Annotated in this window: 25 protein-coding genes; 9 read left to right on the forward strand and 16 right to left on the reverse strand. The window is 73.2% G+C overall.

Annotated features, from left to right (window positions below; all coding sequences use genetic code 11):
• On the reverse strand, window positions 1-1,117 hold a 1,117-nt coding region (locus ACXJKB_RS12760), incomplete at its 3' end, for a TadA family conjugal transfer-associated ATPase (RefSeq protein ID WP_457188878.1).
• A 68-nt stretch (window positions 1,118-1,185) separates the two neighbouring features.
• Window positions 1,186-2,199: a septum site-determining protein Ssd gene (ssd, locus tag ACXJKB_RS12765; protein WP_457188880.1), complete on the reverse strand. Its 1,014-nt coding sequence runs from the start codon at window positions 2,197-2,199 to the stop codon at window positions 1,186-1,188.
• 154 nt (window positions 2,200-2,353) lie between these two features.
• Between ssd and ACXJKB_RS12770 the strand changes: the two genes are divergently transcribed.
• Window positions 2,354-3,151, forward strand: coding sequence for an HAD family hydrolase (locus ACXJKB_RS12770; protein ID WP_457188882.1), 798 nt, complete (start codon window positions 2,354-2,356; stop codon window positions 3,149-3,151).
• A 253-nt stretch (window positions 3,152-3,404) separates the two neighbouring features.
• Here ACXJKB_RS12770 and ACXJKB_RS12775 read toward each other — a convergent pair whose 3' ends face one another.
• Window positions 3,405-4,121 (reverse strand): oxidoreductase, encoded by a 717-nt coding sequence (locus ACXJKB_RS12775; RefSeq protein ID WP_457188884.1) that lies wholly within the window; start codon window positions 4,119-4,121, stop codon window positions 3,405-3,407.
• 57 nt (window positions 4,122-4,178) lie between these two features.
• Here ACXJKB_RS12775 and ACXJKB_RS12780 point away from each other — a divergent pair, with 57 nt between their 5' ends.
• The 6 genes from ACXJKB_RS12780 (at window position 4,179) to ACXJKB_RS12805 (ending at window position 10,482) form a co-directional block, all read left to right on the forward strand.
• Entirely contained in the window at window positions 4,179-5,027 is an 849-nt protein-coding gene (locus tag ACXJKB_RS12780) for a class I SAM-dependent methyltransferase (protein ID WP_457188886.1), read from the forward strand.
• 70 nt (window positions 5,028-5,097) lie between these two features.
• Window positions 5,098-6,552: a calcium-binding protein gene (locus tag ACXJKB_RS12785; protein ID WP_457188888.1), complete on the forward strand. Its 1,455-nt coding sequence runs from the start codon at window positions 5,098-5,100 to the stop codon at window positions 6,550-6,552.
• A gap of 77 nt (window positions 6,553-6,629) precedes the next feature.
• Window positions 6,630-7,760, forward strand: coding sequence for a sensor histidine kinase (locus tag ACXJKB_RS12790; RefSeq protein ID WP_457188890.1), 1,131 nt, complete (start codon window positions 6,630-6,632; stop codon window positions 7,758-7,760).
• Window positions 7,757-8,470 (forward strand): LytR/AlgR family response regulator transcription factor, encoded by a 714-nt coding sequence (locus ACXJKB_RS12795; RefSeq protein ID WP_457188891.1) that lies wholly within the window; start codon window positions 7,757-7,759, stop codon window positions 8,468-8,470. The genes ACXJKB_RS12790 and ACXJKB_RS12795 overlap by 4 nt, the downstream gene beginning before the upstream one ends.
• A gap of 22 nt (window positions 8,471-8,492) precedes the next feature.
• Complete coding sequence (locus ACXJKB_RS12800) at window positions 8,493-8,906, forward strand: hypothetical protein (RefSeq protein ID WP_457188893.1); 414 nt, start codon at window positions 8,493-8,495, stop codon at window positions 8,904-8,906.
• Between the two features lie 61 nt (window positions 8,907-8,967).
• Complete coding sequence (locus ACXJKB_RS12805) at window positions 8,968-10,482, forward strand: sodium/solute symporter (RefSeq protein ID WP_457188895.1); 1,515 nt, start codon at window positions 8,968-8,970, stop codon at window positions 10,480-10,482.
• A 118-nt stretch (window positions 10,483-10,600) separates the two neighbouring features.
• On the opposite strand, the gene ACXJKB_RS12810 is transcribed toward ACXJKB_RS12805, so the two are convergent.
• From ACXJKB_RS12810 to ACXJKB_RS12825, 4 genes are all read right to left on the reverse strand, one after another.
• Window positions 10,601-11,281, reverse strand: a complete 681-nt coding sequence (locus tag ACXJKB_RS12810; RefSeq protein ID WP_457188897.1) for a VOC family protein — start codon at window positions 11,279-11,281, stop codon at window positions 10,601-10,603.
• 14 nt (window positions 11,282-11,295) lie between these two features.
• Window positions 11,296-11,706 (reverse strand): NAD(+)--rifampin ADP-ribosyltransferase, encoded by a 411-nt coding sequence (gene arr / locus ACXJKB_RS12815; RefSeq protein ID WP_300048840.1) that lies wholly within the window; start codon window positions 11,704-11,706, stop codon window positions 11,296-11,298.
• 29 nt (window positions 11,707-11,735) lie between these two features.
• The gene (locus ACXJKB_RS12820) at window positions 11,736-12,218 is read right to left on the reverse strand and encodes a MaoC family dehydratase (RefSeq protein ID WP_457188899.1); all 483 of its coding nucleotides are present in this window, start codon (window positions 12,216-12,218) and stop codon (window positions 11,736-11,738) included.
• A 63-nt stretch (window positions 12,219-12,281) separates the two neighbouring features.
• Window positions 12,282-12,506: a hypothetical protein gene (locus tag ACXJKB_RS12825; protein ID WP_457188901.1), complete on the reverse strand. Its 225-nt coding sequence runs from the start codon at window positions 12,504-12,506 to the stop codon at window positions 12,282-12,284.
• 116 nt (window positions 12,507-12,622) lie between these two features.
• On the opposite strand from ACXJKB_RS12825, the gene ACXJKB_RS12830 reads away from it, so the two are divergent.
• Complete coding sequence (locus tag ACXJKB_RS12830; RefSeq protein ID WP_191194197.1) at window positions 12,623-13,063, forward strand: ester cyclase; 441 nt, start codon at window positions 12,623-12,625, stop codon at window positions 13,061-13,063.
• A gap of 54 nt (window positions 13,064-13,117) precedes the next feature.
• Here ACXJKB_RS12830 and ACXJKB_RS12835 read toward each other — a convergent pair whose 3' ends face one another.
• From ACXJKB_RS12835 to ACXJKB_RS12855, 5 genes are all read right to left on the reverse strand, one after another.
• The gene (locus tag ACXJKB_RS12835) at window positions 13,118-14,227 is read right to left on the reverse strand and encodes a uroporphyrinogen-III synthase (RefSeq protein WP_457188903.1); all 1,110 of its coding nucleotides are present in this window, start codon (window positions 14,225-14,227) and stop codon (window positions 13,118-13,120) included.
• Complete coding sequence (gene nirD, locus ACXJKB_RS12840; RefSeq protein WP_457188905.1) at window positions 14,224-14,574, reverse strand: nitrite reductase small subunit NirD; 351 nt, start codon at window positions 14,572-14,574, stop codon at window positions 14,224-14,226. The genes ACXJKB_RS12835 and nirD overlap by 4 nt, the downstream gene beginning before the upstream one ends.
• Window positions 14,571-17,165, reverse strand: a complete 2,595-nt coding sequence (gene nirB / locus ACXJKB_RS12845) for a nitrite reductase large subunit NirB (RefSeq protein ID WP_457188907.1) — start codon at window positions 17,163-17,165, stop codon at window positions 14,571-14,573. The genes nirD and nirB overlap by 4 nt, the downstream gene beginning before the upstream one ends.
• Before the next feature lie 150 nt (window positions 17,166-17,315).
• Window positions 17,316-17,480: a hypothetical protein gene (locus ACXJKB_RS12850; protein WP_457188909.1), complete on the reverse strand. Its 165-nt coding sequence runs from the start codon at window positions 17,478-17,480 to the stop codon at window positions 17,316-17,318.
• Between the two features lie 31 nt (window positions 17,481-17,511).
• Window positions 17,512-17,946, reverse strand: coding sequence for a hypothetical protein (locus ACXJKB_RS12855; protein WP_457188911.1), 435 nt, complete (start codon window positions 17,944-17,946; stop codon window positions 17,512-17,514).
• A 64-nt stretch (window positions 17,947-18,010) separates the two neighbouring features.
• Here ACXJKB_RS12855 and ACXJKB_RS12860 point away from each other — a divergent pair, with 64 nt between their 5' ends.
• Window positions 18,011-19,468 carry a phospholipase D family protein gene (locus tag ACXJKB_RS12860; protein WP_457188913.1) on the forward strand — a complete coding sequence of 486 codons (1,458 nt, stop codon included), beginning with the start codon at window positions 18,011-18,013 and terminating at the stop codon, window positions 19,466-19,468.
• 7 nt (window positions 19,469-19,475) lie between these two features.
• Here the strand turns inward: ACXJKB_RS12860 and ACXJKB_RS12865 are convergent, their stop codons facing one another.
• The 4 genes from ACXJKB_RS12865 to ACXJKB_RS12880 all read right to left on the reverse strand — a co-directional run bounded on the left by ACXJKB_RS12865 (window position 19,476) and on the right by ACXJKB_RS12880 (window position 23,008).
• On the reverse strand, window positions 19,476-21,038 hold the full coding sequence (locus ACXJKB_RS12865) for an alpha/beta hydrolase (RefSeq protein WP_457188915.1): 1,563 nt from the start codon (window positions 21,036-21,038) through the stop codon (window positions 19,476-19,478).
• Window positions 21,039-21,106: 68 nt separating this feature from the next.
• Window positions 21,107-22,009, reverse strand: a complete 903-nt coding sequence (locus tag ACXJKB_RS12870) for an NAD-dependent epimerase/dehydratase family protein (RefSeq protein WP_457188917.1) — start codon at window positions 22,007-22,009, stop codon at window positions 21,107-21,109.
• Window positions 22,006-22,692, reverse strand: a complete 687-nt coding sequence (locus ACXJKB_RS12875; protein WP_457188919.1) for a phosphatase PAP2 family protein — start codon at window positions 22,690-22,692, stop codon at window positions 22,006-22,008. The genes ACXJKB_RS12870 and ACXJKB_RS12875 overlap by 4 nt, the downstream gene beginning before the upstream one ends.
• 112 nt (window positions 22,693-22,804) lie before the next feature.
• Entirely contained in the window at window positions 22,805-23,008 is a 204-nt protein-coding gene (locus ACXJKB_RS12880; RefSeq protein ID WP_191194187.1) for a cold-shock protein, read from the reverse strand.
• Between the last annotated feature and the right edge of the window lie 155 nt (window positions 23,009-23,163).

Genomic DNA, 23,163 nt, shown 5'->3' on the forward strand with positions numbered 1-23,163 from the left:
GCCCCCGCACCACGCGGTCGGCCTCGAAGGTCGCGGCGGTGCGGAGCGCGACGTGACCGGACCCGTCCCGCTCGGGCACGCCGAGCTCCAGCACCCTGCGGCGCCCGTCGCGCCCCCGGCCGAGGTGGATGACCACGTCGAGCGCGGAGGCGAGCTGGCTGTGCGCCGCCGAGCGCGGCAGGCCGGCGGCCAGGGACAGCGCCTCGACCCGGGCCGGGACGTCGGCGGCGGAGTTGGCGTGGAGCGTGCCGCACCCTCCGCCGTGGCCAGTGTTGAGCGCTGCCAGGAGGTCGACGACCTCGGCCCCGCGCACCTCCCCGACCACCAGCCGGTCGGGCCGCATCCGCAGCGCCTGACGCACCAGCACCTGCAGCGAGATCTCGCCGGCGCCCTCGATGTTGGCCGGGCGGCCCTCCAGGGCGACGACGTGGGGGTGGTCGGGTCGCAGCTCGCTGGCGTCCTCGACCAGGACGATGCGCTCGCCGGGGTCGACCAGCGACAGGAGCGCGGAGAGCACCGACGTCTTGCCGGTGCCGGTGCCGCCGGTGACGAGGAAGGCGCAGCGCGAGTCGACGATCTCCTCCAGCAGGAACGCGCCGTCGGGTGGCACCGCGCCCGCCGTCACGAGCTCGGGCAGGGTCCACACCCGGCCCCGAGGGACCCGGAGCGACAGCACCGTGCCCGACCGGGCCACCGGCGCCAGCACGGCGTGGAATCGCGTGCCGTCCGGGAGGCGTACGTCGGCGTGAGGGGTCGCGTCGTCCAGCCGCCGCCCGGCCGTGGCGGCCAGCCGCTGCGCGAGGCGACGCACGGCGGCGTCGTCGGGGAACGACACCGCCGCGCGCTCGAGCCCGGCGCCACGGTCGATCCAGACCTCGTCAGGGTTGTTGACCAGCACGTCGGTGACGTCGGGCAGCCGGAGCAGGTCCTCCAGCGGTCCGGCACCGAGGACGTCGCGCCGGAGCAGGTCGTGCACGGCCAGGACCGTCGCGTCACCGACCGGGGACCCGGACGCCCGCAGGGCCTCGGCGACCCGGTGCGGCGTCAGGTCGCCCGCCGACACCGCCAGGCGGCGGCGTACGTCGTCGAGCACGGCGGTCGGCACCGGGGTGCTCATCCCGGGGTCCCCGCGGCGTTGCTCGGCGGAGCGGAGCGGGGGAGGCGAGGAAGGTCGCGGGGTGGCGCTCATGCCGCGTCCGCCAGCAGGGCGCGGGCGGCCCGGGCGAGCGGACCCCTCCCGGCCAGGGGGCCGAGGCCGCGGTCGACCGACGCGGCCACACCACGCTGGTCGGCGACGGCGGCCACGACGGGCAGCCCGGTCACCCGCTCGGCGTCGGCGTCGCTGAGTCCGCCCGGGYGGAGCACCAGCCCCGCGCGGCCGTCACGCCCGAGGTCGGCGACGAGGCGGGCGGCGGCGGCCAGGCCGGGCACGGTCGCCGGCGTCACGACGAGCAGGTCGTCGCAGCGGTCGACCAGCTCGGCCAGCAGCGGGCCGCCCTGCCGGGCGAGGTCGACGACGACGAGGTCGTGCCCGAGCACCGCGGCCGGCAGGACCCGCCGCGCGGTCGCCACGTCGAGGCGGCGTCGCAGGCCGGACCACGTGAGGACGCCGAGGTGGTCGCGCCGGGGCACTCCCTCGCGCAGGGCCCGCGCTCCGAGCCGGCCGGCGGTCTCGGCGAGGGCCTCCCACCGCACGCCGGGGAGGTCCTCCATGCCGAGCAGCCGGTCGAGCCCGGGGCCGAGCGGGTCGCCGTCGACGAGGAGGGTCGACGCACGCGCCGCGTGCCACTGGGCGAGCGCGCACGCCAGCGTCGTCGCTCCCGCGCCACCGGCCCCGCCGACCACCCCGACCAGGCGGCCGGGCGAGGCCCGCTCGCCGACGTCGGAGAGCTCGTCGGAGAGCCAGCCCTCGCCCGTGGGCAGGTCGACCACCGACGTCGCGCCCAGCTCGACGGCGTGGCGGAAGGCGGCGTCGCCGACACCCACCCCGACGACGTGGACACCCGTCCGTCTCGGGGGCGCGAGGCCGACGAGCGTGCCGGCGAGGTCGTCACCGACGAGCACCAGGTCGGCCTCGCGCCACGCTGCCAGGGAGAGGGACGGCTCGGCACAGACCTCGGCCCCGACCCCCGCCGCCGCACAGAGGGGGACGACAGAGTCGTGGACGGACGGGGACCGGGTGATCAGGAGGACGGGCATGCCCCGAGCGTCGGCGGCGGCACCGACGCCCGTCAGCCCACCCCGACAGTGCTTGTGGACAACGACGTCCCGTCGCCGCCTGTGGACACCTGGCGGCCCGAAGCAGCGCGCCAGCGCACCGGACTCCGTCGGTCGAGGCCCCTACGATGGCCGCATGCCCCGCCCCCAAGCGGCCTTCTTCGACCTCGACAAGACGATCATCGCCAAGTCGAGCACCTTGGCGTTCAGCCGCGAGTTCCAGGCGGGTGGGCTCATCTCACGACGCGCGATGCTGCGCTCGGCGTACGCCCAGTTCGTCTTCTTCACCGGCGGTGCCGACCACGACCAGATGGACAAGATGCGCGAGTTCATGTCGCAGCTCTGCGCCGGCTGGGACGTCGCCACGGTGCGCGACATCGTCCACGAGACCCTGACCACGATCGTCGAGCCGCTCGTCTACGACGAAGCCGTGACCCTGATCGAGCAGCACCGCGCGGCCGGTCGCGACATCGTCATCGTCTCGGCGTCGGGCGCCGAGGTGGTCGAGCCGATCGGCGAGATGCTCGGCGCCGACCGGGTCATCGCCACGCGGATGGAGATCGCCGACGGCCGCTACACCGGCAACATCGACTACTACGCCTACGCCGAGGAGAAGGCGCGCGCGATCGAGCACCTCGCCGCGACCCTCGGCTACGACCTCGACGAGTGCTACGCCTACAGCGACTCGGTCACCGACGTGCACATGCTCGAGGTCGTCGGCCACCCCTCCGCGGTGAACCCCGACCGCGAGCTGCGTCGCATCGCGACCGCCCGGGAGTGGCCGGTCCTGCTGTTCGTCCGTCCGGTCGCCCTCCGCCGGCGGCTGCCCGTGCCGCCGGCCCGGCCGACCCTCGCCGCCCTGGCGGTCGGGGGCGCCGTCGCGGCGGGTGGATTCATCTGGTCGAGCCGCCGCAAGCGGACCACCGGCACCTGAGCGGGACCCACCCGCCGCCGCCAAAGTCAACCCTTGAAGGTGGCTGTGGACCGGGATAGAACTGAGGCAGAACTACACAGCAGCACGTGAACCAGGTACCCACGCGGCGATCCACCCATCCGATGGGGTGCTGGCCGATCGGGATCTGCCCGAGGCAGCAATTAGACAATGCACGCTTGGTAGCCAGGCATCACGTGTCAGCGGCGGCACCCGATCCACGTGAGCGGGTGCCGCTCGCACGTGCTGGTGGCGGCTATCCCCGCAGCGGCGAGGCCTCGGCCCCCGCGCTGAAGGCCTCGGCGCCGTAGAGCGCCCAGGCCTGGACCCCGCTCGGCCCACCGCTGCTGTAGGCGCGCAGGTTCGACTCGTACGCCGCCCTGTGGGCCAGGTGCCCGGCCTCCGGCACGACGAGCGACTTGGTGTCCACGCCGCGCGAGACCAGCACGAGCCGCTCGAGCGCCCGGGCCACGATGCCGTTGTGCGAGGCGAAGGGCGCAGCGGTCGCGACGTCGGCGTGCGCCACGGCGGCCACCAGCAGGGCGGGCGCCTCGCTGCCGGACAGCAGGAGCTCCGCGACGCCGCGCAGCCGGTCGGCGGACGCCGCGTCCCGCGGACGCCCGAGCTCGTCGGGCGCGAGCGCCGCGGCCCCGACGACGGCGTGCAGGCGCGCGATGGCCTGCAGCGGCGCGGTCTTCAGCAGCGGCGCGAGCGCCAACATCGAGGCGGACAGCCGGACGGCGTCGCTCGCGATCTCGTCGCCCTCGCCCGCCCGCACCTGCTCCAGCGAGGACGCAGACCCCTCGAGGACGGCGCTCGCGTGGGCGCCGCGCAGCAGGGACTCCGCGGTCATCTCCGGCGACGTACGCCTCAGGCCACGGTCGCGCAGCATCACGTCGATCCCGTCGCGGGTGCCGGCGTAGGCCGAGCGGACCCCCTCGAGGTCGGTGAGCCAGGCGAGCGGGTCCGTCATGGGGAGGACGGTAGTCGCGGCGGCGGTCGCGCCCGATCGCGGGATACGGTGAGCGCGATGAGCGACGAACCCTCGACCACCCCAGCCACCACCGACCGCGCGCGGTCCTTCGGGTCCGTCGCGGAGGCGTACGACCGGGGTCGGCCCACCTACCCCGCCGAGGCGGTCGCCTGGCTGGCCGGCGGCGAGGCGAAGGTCGTCCTCGAGCTGGCCGCCGGCACCGGCAAGCTGACCCGCGAGCTGGTCGACCAGGGCCACGCAGTCTTCGCGACCGAGCCCGACGAGGCGATGCTCGAGGTGCTGCGCCAGCGGGTGCCCGAGGTGAGCGCGAAGGTCGCCACGGCGGAGGAGATCCCGGCCAACGACCGCTCGGTCGACGTGGTGGTCGTGGCGCAGGCCTTCCACTGGTTCGACCACGAGGCGGCGCTGCCCGAGATCGCCCGCGTGCTCAAGCCCGGCGGCCACGTCGCCCTCGTGTGGAACAGCCGCGACGAGCGCATCCCGTGGGTGCGACGGATGGGTGACCTCCTCGGCCGCCAGGACCTCGACACCAGCTCGGCCGAGCAGCTCGTGCACAGCGACCTCTTCGGCTTCATGGAGGAGGCGAGCTTCAAGCACTGGCAGGAGGTCAACCGCGAGACCATCCTCGACATGGCGCGCTCGCGCTCGAGCTTCGCGATGATGGACGAGGCCCAGCGGGAGCGCCACCTGGCCGCCGTGCTCGCCTTCTACGACGACTACGGCCGTGGCATGGACGGGATGCAGATCCCCTACGTGACGCGCTGCTACCGCGCCGTCGTCGTCGACCGCGACGACACCGGACGGTCCTCCGACGACCAGGAGCCCGACGGCCCGGTCGTGAGCGACGGCACCGACACCGACATGCTGCTCATCGACTTCCGCTGACGCACGACAACTTCCCGGGTCTCCGGGGCGTCCCACCGCGGACACTCACACCGATCTCGGGGGAGACACCATGCGTACGACCGCCCTGCCCGTTGCCGGCCTCCTCGGCCTGGCCCTGCTCGCACCGGCGTCCTGGGYGGCTCCGGCCACCGCGGCCGTCGAGACCTGCCGCGGCGAGGCCGCCACCCTCGTCGGCACCGAGGCCAGGCTCACCGGCACCGAGGGGCGCGACGTGATCGTCACGGCGCGCGCCGGGGTGGTGGACTCCCTCGGCGGCGACGACCTCATCTGCGTGGCGCCGACGCGTGTCAGCTCCAACGTCCTCGTGATCGACGCCGGGAGCGGTGACGACGTGGTCGACACGACGGCCACCCCGGGCGGCACCTACGTCACGACCACCCTCGGCGCGGGCAGCGACACCTTCATCGGCGGGATCGCCAGCGACACGGTCTACGCCGGCGAGAAGGCCGACCCGCAGACCGACACCGAGCGCGACGTCCTCGACACCGGCGGCAGCGGCGACTACGTGTTCACCGGCTCGCCGGGCAGCACCAACCACGACGTCGTACGCCTGGGCGAGGGCCGCGACCAGGTCCACGTCGGCTCGCCCGCGGTCGGCGGCGACTTCGTGCTCGACGGCGGTGGGGGCTTCGACGGGATCGGCCTGCAGTCCGGCAGCACCGACGTCGTCCTCGACATGGCCGCCGGCACCTTCACCGGCCCGGCCGGCACCGCAGCCTTCACCGGCATCGAGTCGGCCGACATCACGGCGGGCACTGCGTCGGTCACCTACCGCGGCACCGAGGGCAAGGACTCCCTCGAGATCCGCCCCGAGGGGGGCACGCCGACGCTGGACGTCACCACGGGCGGCGGCGACGACGAGGTCGCCGTACCGGACGCCGCGATCGCCGCGGGCAGCCGCATCGACACGGGCGCCGGTCGCGACGAGCTGGTGGTCGCGAGCAAGACCGGCGAGCTCGCCATCGACCTGACCCGCCGGCTCCTCACCGTGCAGGGCGTCGAGGCGACCGCCACCGGCGTCGAGGACGCGTGGCTGATGGCGCCCACCGTCGCGCTCACCGGCGACTCCGGCGACAACGACCTCACCTGGAGCGGCTGCGACGCCACCCTCAGCGGCGGGGCCGGCAACGACGCGCTGCAGTGGAACTACGACTACCTCTTCGAGACCTACGAGTTCCGCTGCGCCGGCGAGGTGTCGATGAACGGCGGCGACGGTCGTGACTTCCTGCGCTCCTCCGGCGGCGACGACCTGCTCATCGGCGGCCGGGGCCACGACAAGGTCTTCGGCCGGGGCGGCGACGACACCATCCGGGGCGGCACCGGCAACGACAAGCTCGACGGCGGCGAGGGCCGCGACGACATCCGCGGCGGCAAGGGCAAGGACCGGCTCATCGGTCGCGCGGACAACGACACCCTCCTCGGCGGCCCGGGCCGCGACACCGCCGACGGTGGGCAGGGCCGCGACCGCTGCGTCGCCGAGCGCGAGCAGCGCTGCGAGCGCTGACCCGCCCAGGTCGAGTGCTGGAGCGGTCGTACGCTGCGCCTCGCCCAGCCTCGACTCGCGCCGGTTAGTGTCTCGGCGTGGCGAGATGGCGGTGGCGGCGTACGTCGCTGGGCGGCGAGGCCGACCGCGCCGCCTTCCGCGCGCTGCACAACGCCTCCCTCGCCAGCCCGGCCCTGCGCGAGGGCCTGACCACGGCGAGCTCGGAACGGTCCGTACGCCACCTGCGCGCACTGCTCGGCACGCCTGCCGCCGGACTGGGTGACACCAGTGGGCTGCTGGCCTGGGACGGCCTCGGCAGCCACCACCGCTCACAGCTCGCCGGCACGATCGGCCAGGTCGCGGAGACCGGCCGCACGATGATCGTGGACCAGCGCACGCTGGTCTGCGACGACGGCGGCTGCCAGGTCCGGCAGGCCATCGTCAGCCCGCTCGTCGTCGAGGACACCCTCGTGGGCGCCCTCGTGGTGGGCGCCCCGCACACCACCGGCGGCCTGGTCCGCGCGGCCGACGAGGTGGCGTCGTGGGTCAGCGGCCAGCTCGAGCTCGCCGAGCTCGACCTGTCGCGCACCAGGCTGATGGAGGCCGAGGTGCGGGCGCTGCGGGCGCAGATCAGCCCGCACTTCATCTACAACTCGCTCGGCGCCATCGCCAGCTTCGTGCGCACCGACCCCGACCGGGCGCGCGAGCTGCTGCTCGAGTTCGCCGACTTCACCCGCTACTCCTTCCGCCGCCACGGCGAGTACACGACGCTCGCCGAGGAGCTCCGCTCGGTCGAGCGCTACCTCCTGCTCGAGCAGGCGCGCTTCGGCGACCGGCTGCAGGTCACGCTGCAGGTGGCGCCGGAGGTGCTGCCCGTCGCGGTGCCGTTCCTGTGCATCCAGCCGCTCGTGGAGAACGCCGTACGCCACGGCCTCGAGGCCAGCGCCGACAAGGTCGACGGCGTCGGCCGACTCTCGATCGTCGCGCGCGACCACGACCAGGAGTGCGTCCTCGAGGTCGAGGACGACGGCACCGGCGAGGACCCGGAGCGCGTACGGCAGGCGCTGGCCGGCGACGTGTCGATGGACTCCGTCGGCCTGGGCAACGTGGACGCGCGGCTGCGCAACGCCTACGGCGACGACTACGGTCTGGTCGTCGAGACCGCACCGGGCGCGGGCACCAAGGTGATCGTCCGGGTGCCGAAGTTCGCCCCCGGAGTGCAGGTATGACTGGATTGAAGGTCCTCGTGATCGACGACGAGCGTCCCGCGCTGGACGAGCTCACCTTCCTGCTCGGCCGCGACCCGCGCATCGGCGAGGTGCGCGGCAGCGACTCCGCGACCGAGGCGCTGCGGGTGCTGCAGGCCGAGGAGGTCGACGCGGTCTTCCTCGACATCCAGATGCCCGGCCTCACCGGGCTCGACCTGGCGCAGGTGCTCTCGCGCTTCAAGTCGCCGCCGCCGGTCGTCTTCGTGACCGCCCACGAGGAGCACGCGGTCGCGGCCTTCGAGCTGCGCGCCGTCGACTACGTCCTCAAGCCGGTGCGCGAGGAGCGCCTCGCCGAGGCCGTACGCCGCGTGGTGGAGGCCGGCGGCCCCGCGCCGTCGGGTGACGTGCAGATCCCCGTCGAGCGCGGTGGGGTCACCCGCTTCATCAGCCGCTCCGAGATCACCCACGTCGAGGCTCAGGGCGACTACGCGCGCCTGCACACCGCCGACGGCTCCCACCTCGTGCGCACCCCGCTGTCGTCGCTCGCCGAGCAGTGGGCGTCGGCCGGCTTCGTCCGGATCCACCGCTCGGTGCTCGTCGCGCTCCCCCACGTCGAGGAGGTACGCAGCGAGGGCGGTCGGGTCAGCGTCGTCATCGCCGGCACCGAGCTGCCGGTGAGCCGCCGCCACACGCGCGAGCTGCGGTCGGTGCTCACCCGCCGCGAGACGTGAGGCCTGACATGAGCGAGTGGCCGTGAGCGACCAGCCGCCTCCTCGGGTCCGGGTGACCGGACCGCCGCGGCGTCGCGCGGACGTCGTACGCCCGGTGGGCACGAGGGAGATCGACGCGGAGACCGCGCTGGGCGAGGTCTTCATGCGCTCGCTGCTGCGCGAGCAGCTCTTCCTCGCGTTGCGGGTGCTGGCCGCGCTGGCGCTCACGATCGGGATGCTGCCGCTGCTCTTCCACCTCTTCCCGTCGCTCGGCGACGTGCGGGTGGGGCAGATGCCGCTGGCCTGGCTGCTGCTCGGGGTGCTCGCCTACCCGTGGCTGGTGGTGCTCGGCTGGTTCTACATCCGGCGCGCCGAGGACCACGAGCGCGACTTCGCCGACCTGGTCGGGTCGGTGGGGTCCGACGCCCCCGACGGCCCTGACCGGGAGCCGTCATGAACACCCCACGACGTTCCTCTCCCCCGCTTCGCTCCTCCGACCAACGCCGCGGGGACCCCGGGTGAGCACCGACGTCGTGCCGGGCGTCGTCGCCGTCGTTCTCGTCTCGATCGCGACCCTGGTGATCGGCACGTGGGGGCTGCGGATCTCGCGCACGACGAGCGACTTCTTCGTCGCCTCACGCACGGTGCGGCCGCGGCTCAACGCGAGCGCGATCGGCGGGGAGTACCTCTCCGCCGCGTCGTTCCTCGGCGTCGCCGGGCTGCTGCTGACCTTCGGCGCCGAGATGCTCTGGTACCCGATCGGCTGGACCGCGGGCTACCTCGTCCTGCTGGTGCTCGTCGCCGCTCCCCTGCGTCGCTCGGGCGCCTACACGCTGCCCGACTTCGCCGAGGCGCGGCTGGGGTCGCGGGGCGTGCGCAAGCTCTGCTCGGTCCTGGTCGTCGCGATCGGCTGGCTCTACCTGCTGCCGCAGTTCCAGGGCGCGGGCGTGACGCTGCGCTCCACCATCGGCGCGCCGCCGTGGGCGGGCTCGCTGGTCGTCGCGATCGTGGTGCTCGCCTCGGTGAGCCCGGGCGGGATGCGGTCGATCACCTTCGTCCAGGCCTTCCAGTACTGGCTCAAGCTGACGGCCCTGCTGGTGCCCGCCTTCGTCCTCCTGGCGGTGTGGATGGCCGACGGCGCGGCCGACCCCTCCGCAGCCGCCCCGCGCTCGTGGTCGATCCCGCTGGCCTCGCCCGGCGGCGGCATCGGGCTCTACACGACGTACTCCCTCATCGTCGCGACGTTCCTCGGCACCATGGGCCTGCCGCACGTGGTCGTACGGTTCTACACCAACCCCGACGGCCGCGCGGCTCGTCGTACGACGCTCGCGGTGCTCGGGCTGCTGGGCATCTTCTACATCCTGCCGCCGGTGTACGCCGCCCTCGGCCGCATCTACGCCCCGTCGCTCATCGACGGCAGGTCGGACGTGCTCGTGCTCGAGCTGCCGTCGCTGATGGTGGGCGGCGCGGTGGGCGCGGTGCTGACCGGCCTCGTCACCGCCGGCGCCTTCGCCGCCTTCCTCTCCACCAGCTCGGGCCTCACGATCGCGGTGGCCGGAGTGCTGTCGCAGGACGTGACCGGCCGGCGGTGGGGCCCGTACCGGCTCGGCGGCGTGGCAGCCTTCCGGGTCGCGGCCGCGATCGCGGTCGTCGTACCCCTCCTGCTGTCGCTGCCCGCACAGGACGTCGCCGTCGCGCGCACCGTCGGCCTGGCGTTCGCGGTGACCGCATCGACCTTTGCGCCGCTGCTGATGCTCGGGATCTGGTGGCGCGGGCTGACGCCCGTCGGCGCGGTCGCCGGGCTGCTGGTCGGCGGGCTCGGGTCGGGCTTCGCCGTGGCCTGGACGCTCGCGACGTCCCCCTCCTCCGGCTGGGCCTCGGCCATGCTGGGTCAACCCGCTGCCTGGTCGGTTCCGGCGTCCTTCCTCACGATGGTCGTGGTCTCCCGCCTGACCCGGGACTCCGTGCCAGCCCACGCCGGCCGCTTCATGGTCCGCCTCCACACTCCCGAGGCCGTCGAGCTCCAGCGCTGAGCTCTCCTCCGCCGGTCGAGGAGGGCGCCACACAAGCACCATGAAGGCAGTTCAGGCGTCAGGTCTCCCACCTCACGCTCAGCCAACCGGCGCGCAGCGCGAACTGCCTGCATGGTGCTCAGCCCTGGCGGAGGCGGAACTCGTTCCCGTCCGGGTCGGCCATCTCGACGTCGTCGCCCCGCGCCACGACGGAGGCGCCGAGGGACACCAGCCGCTCGACCTCGGCGTCGAGGTCGTCGGCGACCAGGACGAGGTGCATCCGGTTCCGGTCGGCGCGTTCGTTGAGCGGCGGGCCTCCCCAGGCGATCTTCATCCCGCCCTCCGGCGGCTGGATCGCGGTCTCCCCGTCCTCGTCGTGGACCAGCGGCCAGTCGAGCGCCGCGGCCCAGAAGACGCCGACCTCCCGCGTGCCGTCCGCCGCCAGCTCGCCGAGGAACCCCATGCCGGCGAGCCAGTTGTTGGTCTCCTCGATGACGCAGAACTCGTTGCCCTCCGGGTCGGCGAGCACGACGTGGTCCTCCTCGGGCAGCTGCCCGACGTCGAGGTGCGCCCCGCCCAGCTCGAGCACGCGAGCGACGTTCGCCTCCTGCGACGCGGTGTAGCTGGTCAGGTGGAGGTGGACCTGGTTCAGCCGGGCCCGCGGCAGGTCCGCAGCCTCGAACGACAGCCGCATCGGCGCGTCGGCGTCCGGCAGCAGCTCGAGCCCCACCCGCTCCCAGCCGAGCAGGTCGCCCCAGAACGAGGCGAGGGCCTCGGGATCCGAGGCGAGGACGGCCAGCGCGTGGAGTCGTACGACCATCTGGGCACCCTAGGTCAGTTGATGATCTCGCCGCGCTCCTCCTCGAGGATCACCCGCAGCCGGTCGCGCCATGCCTGCAGGGCCTCCGGCGCCAGCCGCGGCCAGTCCTCCACCTCGCCGACGACGCGGATCGGCTCGGTGCTGCGGTAGGACCGCGTCGGGTTGCCGGGGAACTTCTTGTCGGTGACGTTGGGGTCGTCCTCGAAGGCGCCGGTCGGCTCGACCTCGTACACGCGCGGTTCGCCGTGGCCTGCCGCGAGCTCGGCGGCGAGGCCCGCGCCGTCGTGCAGGGCGGTGAAGTAGATGTGGTTCATCACCACCTCGGGCCGGTAGTTCGACCGGAAGCCCGCGGTCAGCAGGTCCCCCGGCTGCAGGTCGGCCTTGGTGCCGTGGAAGAACGGCCCGTCGTCCAGCACGTCGCTCACGGTCCCAGCCTAGGCCGCGGCGGGTGTCCTCAGTCCGGAGCCCGCACCGGGTAGTGCCGGAAGAGCGCCTGGGCCACGCACGCCGGACGCTCGACGCCGTCGATCTCGACGGTGAGGTCCGCGGTCAGCTGCTCACCACCGCCGATGTCGACCACGTCGACGAGGTCGGCGTACATCCGGATGGCGGAGCCGACGGGCAGGGCGGTGGGGAACCGCACCCGGTTGTAGCCGTAGAACATCGCGTCCTCGCCCTCTGCGAAGACGACGAGGGACGCAAAGAGGTGCGGGACCAGGCCCAACGTCATGTGTGCGTGCCCGATGGGTCCGCCGAACGGTCCGCGCGACGCGACCTCGACGTCGTTGTGCGCCCAGTGCCAGTCGTCGACCGAGCGGGCGAACGCGTCCACGCGGTCCTGCTCGACGACCAGCCAGTCGGAGGGGCCGACCGATCTGCCCTTCAGGGCGAGCACGTCCTCCGCACTGGCTGCCACGACCCGGTCACCGGCCACCACGCACCTCCCGTGTGCGGACTCCCGACCATCGTCAGCCGCGCGCGAGGGCGCCGCAAGACCCGGTCAGGACCACCCGCGCACGTGCCGTGCGGCGAGCCAGGTCTCGAACCGCCCGGCAGTCGTGGCGAGGTAGTGGCGGACGCCCGACTCCAGCTGCGCGACCTCGCCCCGCAACCCGAACATCTCGAAGTCGGTCCGGCGCTCGGACGAACACTCGTGCTCCCGGAGCACCGTCCGGTCGACCGACGCGCCGCACTCGTCGCACGGCATGTACCGGGACCTGAACATCACGCTCACCTCATTCCCATCGACAGTAACCACGGATCGGTCTAGACACCGGGAGAATCGCGTGGTGTCGGGTCTAGCGTGAGGTCGAGTGAGCTGGCGCCGGAGCGGAGGCTCAGATGGCAGACAACGCAGACCTCGCACGCAGGTTGCACGAAGCATGGAACGAGCGGAACTTCGACGAGATGGCCGAGGCGACGGCCCCGGACGCGACGATCACCATCGTCGGCTCGGGAGACACGTTCGAGGGCATCGAGGGTTCACACGCGTACAACACGATGTGGGCCGACGGCTTCCCGGACGGCAAGGTGACGGTGGACCGGGTGATCGCGTCGGGCGACTACGTGGTCGTCGAGTTCACCGGACGGGGCACCCACACGGGGACCCTGGCGACGAGCATGGGCGACATCCCCGCCACCGGGCGGTCGATGACCCTGCAGCTCTGTGACGTCATGGAGTTCAAGAACGGCAAGGTCCAGAGTCAGAAGACGTACTTCGACACCGGATCCATGATGGCTCAGCTCGGCCTCACGGCCGACCAGATGGCATCCCAGCAGTAGGACGGAACACGCACGATCGGCGTCGGCTCACTACCGGGGGGACCACCCGCACGGTCACCCCACCGCGAGCCGGTAACCCCGCTTGACCACCGTGAGCACGGCCTTCGTCCCGATCGCCGCGCGCAGTCGGGCGACCGCCATCTCGACGGCATGCTCGGACCCGGCCTGGCCGGACGGCAGCGCGGCCAGCAGGGCCCGGCGCGACACCACGTGGCCGGGGTTCACGAGGAGCGACAGGAGCACCGACAGCGGCGCGGGTGACAGCTCGACCGGCACCCCGTCCAGCAGCAGCGAGTCGGTGTGGACGATGAGGGTCCGCCCGTCCGCAAGACGTACGTCGATCCCGTCCCGCCGCGTCGGGAGCTCGGTCTCCAGCTGCTTGACCATCCCGGCCAGGCGGGAGCGGTCGGGGACGATCGTCGGGACGCCCCACATCTCGAACGCGGCCGCGGTGACCGGGCCGACGCAGGACGCGACGACGTCGGACTGGAAGGCGCTGATCACGTCGTCGCGGCGGCCGACCGAGAACGCGGCCTCCATCAGCGCGGCGACCGCGGGCGCCGAGGTGAAGGTGACCGCGTCGAGCTCGCGGTCGGCGATCAGGTCGATCAGGTGGAACATCGGCGACGGGTCGTCCGCCGACGCCACCCGGTAGATCGGCACCGTCACCACCGACGCCCCCTGCCGACGGAGAGCGTGGGCCGCCATCGACAGCGACTGGCCGTGCTCCTGCACGACGATCCGCTTGCCGGTCAGGTCGCGGCCGCGGAGGTGGGCGAGCACGTCCTCGAAGCACTCCGACTCCGGCGCCCACAGCTCGCGCAGGCCGTTGGCCCGCAGCACGCCGACGCTCTTCGGGCCGCGGGCCAGGATCTCCGCCGAGCCGAGCGCAGCGACCAGGTCGTCGTACAACCCGGCGTCGGTGGCCGCCGAGAGCCAGGTCTTCATGCCGATGCCGGTGGTCGCGAGGAACAGGTCGACCGGACCGAGGATGACCTCCTTGGTCGCGGCCAGCAGCTCGCCGAGGTCGACGTGGTTGGGCTCGAGCGACAGCGCCGCCGCCCACTCGACCGTGGCGCCGCGGCGCTGCAGCAGGGTCACCTGCTCCTCGGCCTTGCGGGCAGCCGTGACCCCGATCCGGAACCCCGAGAGAGGAAGGCTCACACGACCTCCCGGGCAGGCCCGACGTGCGCGACGCCGTCGACCACCGCGATGTCGTACGCCGTCACCCGCACCGCCGCGTCGTCGAGGCAGGCGCCGGTGCGGAGGTCGAAGGCCTGCTTGTACATCGGCGAGCTCACCACCGCTGCGTCGCCGCGGGTGCCGACGATGCCGCGGGAGAGCACCGACGCCCCGCTGAAGGGGTCGACGTTGGAGAGCGCGAACACCTCCCCGTCGAAGGAGCGGAAGACCGCCACGGCCGAGCCGTCGACCAGGGCGGCGACACCGCCCTCGAGCGGGATCGCGTCGACCGCGCACACCGGGGTCAGTGAGACGGCGACGGCGCTCATGCGGGTGCTCCCACGGGGATGAGGGCCGGGGCGATCGGCTGGATCTGGTCGCGCTCGGTCGTGAAGGCGATGGACGGGTCGGGGGTGTCCGGCGCGTTGACGAACGTCACGAACCGGGCGAGCTTGCTCGGGTCCTCGAGGGTGGCGCGCCACTCGTCCTCGTAGCCGCCGACGTGGCGCGCCATCTCCGCCTCCAGCTCCGCGCCGAGGCCGAGCGAGTCGTCGACGACGACGGACCGCACCCGGTCGAGGCCGCCGTCGAGCTGGTCGATCCAGGTCGAGGTGCGCTGGAGCCGGTCGGCAGTGCGGACGTAGTACATGAGGAAGCGGTCGAGGTAGGAGACCAGCGTCTCGGTCGACAGGTCGCCCGCGAGCAGCTTGGCGTGGGCCGGCGTCGCACCTCCGTTGCCGCCGACGTAGAGGTTCCACCCCTTCTCCGTCGCGATCACGCCGAAGTCCTTGCCGCGCGCCTCGGCGCACTCCCGGGCGCAGCCGCTGACGCCGCCCTTGAGCTTGTGGGGGCTGCGGAGGCCGCGGTAGCGCAGCTCCAGCGCGATCGCGAGCCCCACCGAGTCCTGCACGCCGAAGCGGCACCAGGTCGACCCGACGCACGACTTCACCGTGCGCAGCGACTTGCCGTAGGCGTGCCCCGACTCGAAGCCCGCCTCGACCAGCCGCCGCCAGATCTCGGGCAGCTGCTCCATCCGGGCGCCGAAGAGGTCGATGCGCTGTCCGCCGGTGATCTTCGTGTAGAGCCCGTAGTCGCGCGCCACCTCGCCGATCACGATGAGCTTGTCGGGGGTGATCTCGCCGCCGGGGATGCGCGGGACGACGGAGTAGGTGCCGTTGCGCTGGATGTTCGCGAGATAGGCGTCGTTGGTGTCCTGCAGCTCGGCGGTCGCCGGCTCGAGGATGTGGGTGCTGGTCTGGCTGGCCAGGATGCTGGCGATCGCGGGCTTGCAGACGTCGCAGCCGCGGCCGGTGCCGTGGGCGGCGACGATGTCGTCGAAGCGCCGGTAGCCGTGCACCGCGACGACGTCGAAGAGCTCCTGCCGGGTGAGCCGGAAGTGCTCGCACAGGCCCTTGTCGACGACCTTGCCGACGCTCGCGAAGTGGTCCTCGATGACGTTCTTCACCGTCGCCACGCACGAGCCGCAGGTCGAGCCCGCCCGCGTGCACTGCTTGACGTCCGCCACGGTCTCGCAGTCCTGCTCGGTGACCGCGTGGAGGATGTCGGCCTTCGTCACGTCGTTGCACGAGCAGACCTGCGCCTCGTCCGGCATGCCGAGCTGCACGCCGCTGCTGGCGGGCAGGATCAGCTGCTCGGGGTTGTCGGGCAGCGCGAGCCCGCTGCTGACCATCGGCCGCAGCACGCCGTACGCCGACGCGTCGCCCACGAGGATCCCGCCGAGCAGCCGCCGACCGTCGTCGCTCACGACGAGCTTCTTGTAGACGCCGGCGACCGCGTCGGCGTAGGTCAGCTCGAGCGCGCCGTCGGTCGTCGCGAACGCGTCACCGAAGCTCGCCACGTCGATGCCGAGGAGCTTGAGCTTGGTCGACATGTCGGCGCCGGTGAAGGCGCCGGGGCCGTCGAGGAGCGCGTCGACGACCACCTCCGCCATCGCGTAGCCCGGGGCGACCAGGCCGTACATCGTGCCGCCGGGCGCCGCGCACTCGCCGATCGCGAAGACGTGCGGGTCGGCGGTGCGGCACTGCTCGTCGACCAGCACGCCGCCGCGCGGGGCCACGTCGAGGTCGCACTCGCGGGCCAGGGCGTCGCGCGGCCGGATGCCGGCGGAGAAGACCACGACCTGGGCGTCGACGACCTCGGTGGGCGCGCCCTCCTCCGTGCCGGCCTGCCGCAGCCGGAGCCCGGTGACGGACGACCCGCCCTCGCTGTGCTGTCCGAGGATGGCCTCGGTCACCACCCCGGTGTGCACGGAGACGCCGAGGCGCTCGATGTGCCGCACGAGCGTGGCGCCCGCGGCGCCGTCCAGCTGCACCGGCATCAGCCGCGGTGCCATCTCGACGACGTGGGTGTCGAGGCCGAGCTGGACGAGCGCGTTGGCCGCCTCCAGGCCGAGCAGCCCGCCGCCGATCACCACACCGCTGGTCGCCGTGGCACTGGCTGCCCGGATCGCCTCGAGGTCCTCGATGGTGCGGTAGACGAAGCAGCCGTCCTTGCCGCGGCCCTCGACCGGCGGGACGAACGGCGCCGCACCCGTGGCGAGCACCAGCACGTCGTACTCGTGGACGGTCACGGCGCCCGGGTTCGCCAGGAGGTCGTCCGCAGCCGACGGCGGCGACACGACGGTGACCGTCCGCGCCACGCGGTCGATCTCGGTCACGACGCTGTCGAGCGCCAGCCGCACGCGCGGGTCGTCGTACTCCCCGCCCGGCAGCAGCGACAGGGCGTCGGAGCCGGAGCCGAACCAGCTCGTGAGGGCGACCCGGTCGTAGGCCGCGCGCGGCTCCTCGCCGAGGACGAGGACGTCGTGGGTCTCGGTGAGGCCGCGCTCGACGGCGGCCTGGGCGAACCGGTGGCCCACCATGCCGTGCCCGACGACGACGATCCGCTGGCGCTTGGTCATGCCGAGGACGGTAGGAAGGCGATGTTGTCGGGGGCTGCGCGGAATGTTTCGGCTGTGAAAACTGGGCGGCACGACCTCACGCGGACCGGTCCGCGCGCGGGACCCCCGGGCGGACTGAATTGACGTCAATTCAGTTCCCCCAACATCGACCTAGCCTGGGCCCTCCTCCTCCGCCGCCCGCTTGACCGAGGCGGCCTCTGTCTCGACATAGCGCTTCGTCAGCTCCTTCGTCATGAGCCACCCGACCCGGCCAATCGGCCCGGCGATGGTGACGGTCAAGGTCAGGCGGGTCGCGCCTGCGTCGGGCTCGACCACGTGGCCGGCGGAGATCGCGACGCCTGCGACCTCACAAAGGCCGGGCGAGCTCCTCGCACATGCCGACGAGCACCTCGAGCTGCCCGGGGGTGACGTACGACGGATTGCTGCCGGCCGGCATCCGCAGCACCTCCAGCGCGGCGAGGTCCGGGTGGCCGACGAGCTCCGAGCGCAGGAGCGGCTGGTCGAGCGGGACCAGGACGACCGGCATCACGCCGTCGCGGGCCGGGCCGGTGGTCCGGCCGTGGGCGTGGATGCCGGCGGGGAGGCCGGGCTCGGAGCCGCTCACCCAGAGCAGCACCGGCTGCCCAGGGGCGACGAGGTCGGTGCGGTAGGTCGGCCGCACGCACCAGGTCTCCACGCCCGCGAAGCCGGCGCGCAGGTGCTCCCGGGTCGAGGGCGTCGCGCCGGTGGCCTTGACCAGCCAGGCACCGAGGGTGTCGGTCGAGAGGGCACGGTCGGGCACGCCCCGAGCCTCGCACGGTGACCGAGACGGTGACTGGAACGCCACGGGCTGGGAACCTGAGGGGATGAGCGAGTGGTTCCTGCCGGAGACGGAGCGTCCCTGGACCTCCGGCAACCTGGTGGTCCCCCGTGTGCACGGCGCCACCTACTTCGCCCGCCTCGTCGAGCTGGTCGGGGCGACCACGGCCGGCGACCGCATCTACTTCACCGACTGGCGCGGCGACTCCGACGAGCGGCTCACCGAGGACGGACCGACCGTTGCCGAGCTGCTCCGTGGCGCGGCCGCGCGCGACGTCGAGGTGCGGGCGCTGATGTGGCGCTCGCACCCGGGCCGGCTCAACGGGGAGGAGAACAGCCACCTCGGCCGGATCATCAACGAGTGCGGCGGCGAGGCGCTGCTCGACGAGCGCGTGCGCAAGGGCGGCTCGCACCACCAGAAGCTCCTCGTCGTGCGCCGCAAGGGCCGCCCCGAGGAGGACGTGGCGTTCGTCGGCGGCATCGACCTGTGCCACGGCCGGCGCGACGACGCCGACCACGCGGGTGACCCGCAGGCACCGCCGCTCGACGACAGGTACGGCGACTCCCCACCCTGGCACGACGCGATGGCCGAGATCCGCGGACCGGCGGTGGCGCACGTGCTCGACACCTTCACCGAGCGGTGGGACGACGCGACCCCGCTCGACCACCGCAACCCCTACCGCGCCGTCGCGCACCGCGTCGCGCGGATGCCGCGCCGCCCCGAGCGGCTTCCCGAGCGCTGGGACCCGCCGCCGGAGGCCGGTCGGCACCAGGTCCAGATCCTGCGGACCTACCCCTTCAAGCGACCCCGCTACCCGTTCGCACCCGACGGCGAGCGGTCGATCGCGCGCGCCTACTCACGCGCCTTCAGCAGGGCGAGCAGGCTGGTCTACGTCGAGGACCAGTACTTCTGGTCCGACCTCGTGGCCACCACGCTCGCCGACGCGCTGCGCCGCGAGCCGGGGCTGCAGGTGATCGCGGTCGTGCCGCGCCACCCGGAGGAGGACACCCGCGTCGGCGGCCCACCGATAAATCACGGCCAGCGCGTCGCGTGGGAGCGGCTCAAGGAGGCCGGCGGCGACCGCTTCACGATGTTCGACCTCCACAACGCAGAGGGCACGCCGATCTACGTGCACGCCAAGGTCTGCATCGTCGACGACGAGTGGATGACGATCGGCTCGGACAACCTCAACCTCCGCTCGTGGACGCACGACTCCGAGCTCACCTGCGCGGTGGTCGACCCGGACGGCGAGCTGCCGCGCGAGCTGCGCACCTCCCTGTGGGCCGAGCACCTCGGCCTGCCCGACGACGACCCGCGGCTCGCCGACCTCGACGACCCGGTCGACCTGTGGGCCTCGCGCGTCGGCGCTCCCGGGAGCCGGGTCCAGGTGCACGAGCCACCCCCGGTCCCACGTCGCACGACGCTGTGGGCCCGGCCGGCCTACCGCTACGCCTACGACCCCGACGGCCGGCCGCGGCGGCTGCGCGGGACCACGGACTTCTGAGGAACCCTCAGCGGCTCGTGACCGGCAGGTGGACGACCACGTCCTTCATCCGCATCGCGCCGACCACCCGGCTGCCGAAGCCGACCGACATGTCGGAGACGGGCGCGACGGTCAGGAAGAGGGTCTGCCCGGCGGGCACGTCGACGGCGACCGACGGGAGCTCGACACCCCGCCGGGGCTTGTCGATCGCGATGCCGTTCTCACGGATCGGCAGCATGTTGTTCTGCACGACCCGTGCGTCGAGGGGGCTGGTCCCGACGGACAGCCCGAGGAAGGCGCGGTTGTCGACGCCGAGGGCGGTGAGCCGGGCGTCGAGGGTGGGCGACCCGGCGATCGTGAGCGGGCCCTGCGCGATCGGGTAGGCGAGCGGGGCACCGGCGCCGACCGTGGTGACGACCTCGCCGAGCTCGACGGAGGTGGTGGGCGCGACCGCGGGGACGCTGACGCAGCGGTCGCCGGCCGCGGTGGTCAGGTGGTAGCGGCCGAAGCCGGTGAGCCCGGTGCGCCTGCCCTGGAGGTTCTGCTGCAGGAACCGGAGGCCGAGGTCGGCGAAGTCCGGGCTGCCCAAGGTCGTGGAGCACGCGTCGGCGGTCGCCAGCGGGATGTCGAGGTTGGTCCCGGCCGGCAGCACGGCCGGCAGGGTGTGCCCGCCGTTGTAGCCGACGAAGATGCTCCGCGAGCGCGCCTTCTCGGTGAGGACCCGGCCGAAGTTCTTCAGCCCCTGGTCGAGGGGGAAGAGGTTGTCGGTCGCGCCCTGGCCGAACAGCACCGGCACGTCGAGCCGCCGGCCCTGCCGCAGGTGCCACTCGGGGCCGTTGCGGTCGAGGAAGTCGTGGAGGTACGTCGGCACGTTGCCGGTCGCGGCTGCCTCGACGAAGCCCTGCACCACCTTCGGCGGGAGGGCATCGGTCGGCAGCGCGGCCGCGGTCAGCGCCGCCGCCCACTCCGTGCGCGGCACGCCCTGCGGGAACAGGCTCTCGGTCAGGCTGAACCAGGTGATCTCGGGGACCAGCGCGTCGAAGCGGGTCGCCCCGCGGTCGCGGACCTCGCTGAGCGCCCCGACGAACTGGTAGCCGCCGCCGTAGGACCCGCCGATCGCGCCGAGCACCGGGTCGCCCGGCCGCTGCTTCTGCACCCACGGCTGGGCGGCGACGAGGTCGACGACCGCCTGGACGTCCTTGCCCTCCACGTCGGGGTTCTCGATGTGCGCCTTGCCGCCGCTCTCGCCGAAGCCGCGCTGGTCGAAGCTCAGCACGCCGAACCCGGCGTCCGTCAGGTAGGCGAACGCTCCGGGATCCGTCGTACGACTCCCGCCCCAGCCGTGGCTGTGCAGCACCATCGGCACCGGACGGTCCTTCGTGGCGCCCGCCGGCCGGAAGAGCGTGAAGCAGATGTCGACCGGCGCCGTGGTGTCCGGGTCCGGGACGCTCTGCAGGCAGCCGTCGGTCGTGGTGACCGCGCCTGCCGCAGCTGCCGGCGTGCCGACGAGCGGTGCGGTCGCGGCCGTGAGCAGGCCGGCGACGGCGGCGGCGAGGAGTCGGGCGGTGGGTCGGTGCAGCAGCGTGGGCATGGCATCTCTCCTGCGACGGGGGTCACAGACACCAACGAGCAGGCGGGCGGCGGGCTACGCCGCGGCGTTCAGCCCCGCAGGCCGGCCTTCAGCTCCTCGAGCGCCGTGGCGAGGTCGACGCCCGGCGTCCAGCCCCAGCGTTGTGCACGCTCGGCGAGGATCTGCCCGCTCCACGCCGGCCCCTCGTCCCAGGTCGGCTCGACACCGAGCGCCTCGGTGACGGCGCCCAGGTAGTCGCGCTGCGTGGCCGGCCCGCTGGCGACGTTGACCGGCGTGCAGCCGCCCGCGACCGGACCCGCTTCCGGGTCGGCGGCCGTCGCGATGGCGCCGGTGGCGAGGTCGGCGGCGATGCTCGCCAGGTCGTCGACGTGCACCCACGCGAAGGTCTGGTCGGGGTTGGCGTGCCGCTCGCCCTCGTCGTCCCTCATCTGCGCGGGGCGGACGGTGTTCCACACCGAGGTGGCGCCCGGGCCGAGGATGGCCGGCGGTCGCAGCAGCACCCGGGTCGTGCCCTCCGTCCGCGCCAGCGCGGCGTCGACGTCGCGCTTCACCACGCCGTAGGCCGACGAGCCGTCGGGCACGAGAGCCGCGGACTCGTCGACGTCGCCAACCTCCGGGCTGCGGTCGTAGACGCCGGCGGTCGAGACGTGCACGAGCAGGGGCACGCCGGCGTCGACCGCAGCCTCGGCGATGGCCAGGGTGCCGTCGAGCCCGACCCGGCGCTGGTCGTCGCGTCCGCTGCCGAGCGGGTGGACGGTGGTGACGAGGGCGTCGGCGCCGGCCACCACGGTCGCCGCGAAGACCGGGTCGGCGAAGTCGCCGACGTGCTCCTCGACGGCGGGGTGCTGCGGCGCGGTGCCCACTCGGCGTACGACGGCGCGGACGGTCGCCCCGCGCTCACCCAACGCGGACACGACGTGGCTGCCCACGAGTCCGTTGGCACCGGTCACGACGACGATCGGAGAGGTCATGTCTCCACCATGACAGCGCGGTCCTGACGCTCCTCGCGCGCCTCCCCCGGGAGGAGCACGCGCGCCACCACCAGGAGCCAGACGGTCGCGGCGACCAGGCTGACCATCACGTCGGTCGGGTGGTGGGCACCCTGGTAGAGCCGCGACGGGGCGACGACCAGAGGGGCAAGGAGCAGCGGCCAGGTCCACCGGCGCCAGCGGGGCGCGACCGCGGACACCCACAGCACGATGCCGCCGTAGACGAGGATGGAGGTCGCCATGTGCCCGGACGGGTAGCTGTGGTCCGGCACCAGCCCGGGGTCGAGGATCTCCACCGGCGGGCGGTCGCGCGGGACGAGATGCGTGACGATGACGTAGAGGGCGAGGTAGCCCCCGACGAGCACCGTGAAGTAGACGAGTGGACGCCACGAGCGTTGCCACCACGAGCCGGCCAGACCCACCACCGCGGCGAGGGAGACACCCACGATCGTGTCCGCGATCGCGCTGCCTGCGGCGGCTGCCGTGTCGAGGCCGGGCGTGCGGTGGTCCTCGAGCCAGCGCACGACGCCGTCGTCCCAGGGGTCGACCACCGAGGCCAGCGGTCCGGTCAGCAGCCAGCCGGTGGCCAGGACGCCGAGGACGAGGACGACCCAGACGAGGGACAGGGTGCGAGCGGCTTCGCGCCGCTCCGTCGACGAGCTCACGCTGCAGAGCCTGCCCCAGATCGGGGGCGACGTCGTCCACCCCCAGGGACGAGCCGGGGCCGGACGCGCGAGGAGCCCCGACCGCAGGGCGGTCGGGGCTCCTCGGGGTGCGTCAGACGACCTTGACGTTCTCGGCCTGCGGGCCCTTGGGGCCCTGCGTCACGTCGAACTCGACCTTCTGGTTCTCGTCGAGGGACTTGAAGCCGCCGGACTGGATCGCGGAGAAGTGCACGAAGACGTCCTCGCCGCCGCCGTCCTGCGCGATGAAGCCGAAGCCCTTGTCAGCGTTGAACCACTTGACGGTGCCCTGAGCCATGATCTGTTCCTTTGTTCTCTGTCGGCGGCGACCTGCCGCCGAGCTGCTGAAGACATCCATCCGTGCTGATGTCCAGCGAACCGAAAACCAGGGAAACAAGATACGGGTCGCGCGTGGTGCGCGGCCTGGGCGACGTGGAGCCGTCCCTTCAACAC

The sequence above is a fragment of the Nocardioides sp. P5_E3 genome (assembly GCF_054049275.1).